This window comes from Adlercreutzia sp. ZJ154 (genome assembly GCF_011039055.1).
Classification (GTDB): domain Bacteria; phylum Actinomycetota; class Coriobacteriia; order Coriobacteriales; family Eggerthellaceae; genus Adlercreutzia_A.
The window spans coordinates 1-1,978 of sequence record NZ_JAAKEF010000037.1; the positions used below are offsets into that span (position 1 = coordinate 1).

1 protein-coding gene is annotated in these 1,978 nt (G+C 47.7%); it reads right to left on the minus strand.

Annotated features, from left to right (window positions below; genetic code table 11):
- Nucleotides 1-344: 344 nt before the first annotated feature.
- Nucleotides 345-1,427, minus strand: coding sequence for an IS110 family transposase (locus G7Y37_RS09025; protein WP_165254017.1), 1,083 nt, complete (start codon nucleotides 1,425-1,427; stop codon nucleotides 345-347).
- Between the last annotated feature and the right edge of the window lie 551 nt (nucleotides 1,428-1,978).

Here is a 1,978-nt window from a genome sequence, read left to right on the forward strand (position 1 = left end):
TAATATGAGTAGAACATTCATATGACCAGTTTTCTTGTCAAGGACAAATAATCGCCTAGCCTGTCTGGCCGGACAGGCTAGGCGATAACCCATCGTTGCTTGCCTCCAATTTCAGACGTGTTTACCAACGTCAAGCACTTTGATCAAACTCATATCCGCGTGTCGCTGCCTCGTAAGGCTTGGTTGCCACATGTAGATACCTTCGGCTGGACGGGGCCACTTGAGATGTTTCTCTTTCTGTCAACGCACGCAACCATATTGCCGTGCAAATGTTCTCCGTGGTTCGTCCCGGCACTCTTGATTTAGATTCAAGCAATGAGGTAAAGGGATGTGCAAGTAATGCGCTATGCAGGTAAAGTAGCTATCCAATAAACCCATTCACATAATTCACGAGCAATAGCGACCTTCGCTTTATTGTTGGACAATCCTTTTTCAATCAAGTATTCTCGCCGCTTCTTTAGTCGTTTAGAGCATTTATCTGCTTTTGCCCGGACGTTTTCGGGGACGCTTTCATCCTCATGTCTGACAACCGGGATGCATCGGGCATAGATATTGGCGCACTCTATGATGATGCTTCTAAGATACCCATTTCCGGTTTTCGTAATTCTTCCTGTTATCCTTCGCTTTCCCGTTGAATGCTCTGATGGGGTTAAGCCTACAAAGGATGCAAATGATCTGCCGTTCTTGAAGCGGGCAAAGTCATTGATCTCGCACACCAGTGTAAATGCGGCAACTTTGCCTACTCCATATATGCACATAAGACGCTTTGCTAGCGTTAATAGCCTTTCATCGTCTTCAATAATGCGAACGATGTGGTTTTCGATATAGGAAAGGCGCTCTTCTAGGCGTATGACCTCGGCATATTTCAATCTAAAGACGAAAGTGTCTTCCGGGCGCTCAAATTCTATTTCTTCGGCCCATTCCCTGAATTTCTTGGACCACCTTCTTTTCGTGAGGCTGTATTCTGTTTTCGTGAGAAGGAGAAACGAAGCGACCCTTTGCTTTGCTCTCTTCAAGTCGTTCATTGTTTCATTGCGAAGCCGCGACAAGTGTTGCAGCGATTCTTCTTGCAGGGTCGGTATATGCGTTTCTCGAATCGCGCCAGAAGACAGCAATCTTGCTAACCATTCTGCGTCTATCTTGTCGTTTTTCTTTCGGTCATGGCGCTTAGGGAGTTTTGAGGTCGCCGCAACTACGCATTCAAAGCCTGCGCTGATTAGCGTTCTTGCCAAAGAATAGCCTGTGGGACCTGCTTCATATACACAACGTATCGGTCTAGGGAGATCGTTCTCATTGATCCAGCGAATGATTTGATTCGGATCATCGCTAAACGTCTCGTTTTGGATCTCCCCTGTTTCAATTACAAGAGCGCACACTTCGTTTTTTGTGCTATGCGTGTCAATTCCAATATAGGTAGAATATCGCATAGGAACCTCCCTAATGATTTTCCGCTACTGCTTTTGTGATACGGCAATTATGGGAGAATCCTCTTTACGTTAGAGGAGGTTCTCCAGCTTCAAAACTGGTCATATCTTCTGTCAAGAGGCAATGAAGGCCCAAGCCAGGAATTTCTTCCCGACTTGGGTCTTGTTATCATCACCTGACCGCTTCCGACGGGTAGTGTCCTCAAACCGACGCTCGTATTCGCAGTTTAATATTCGCGGGTTGACGGTCATGAGCTAGCGCGAACCGTTACAAGTTCGCTGCATCATAGCTCATCTATGTTGACCGCCCTGTCTTCGCATTTCGTTGCTACGGCTGGATGCGCGCACCTTCCAATAAGAAGAGTCTCTCTGCGAGCATGGCGGCTTGTCCGCCGCTCAAAAAGGCATCTGGGATCGCACCCAACGACCAGTCGATATGGAAGAGATGTCAGGGAATGATCGGTATTGAGCAGGTAGAATGCTCTTAGGTCAGCGTCCCTTCGCTCATGCGCCCGAGCGCCCATATCCAGCATGCCAACTCGCGCGCAGTGGCC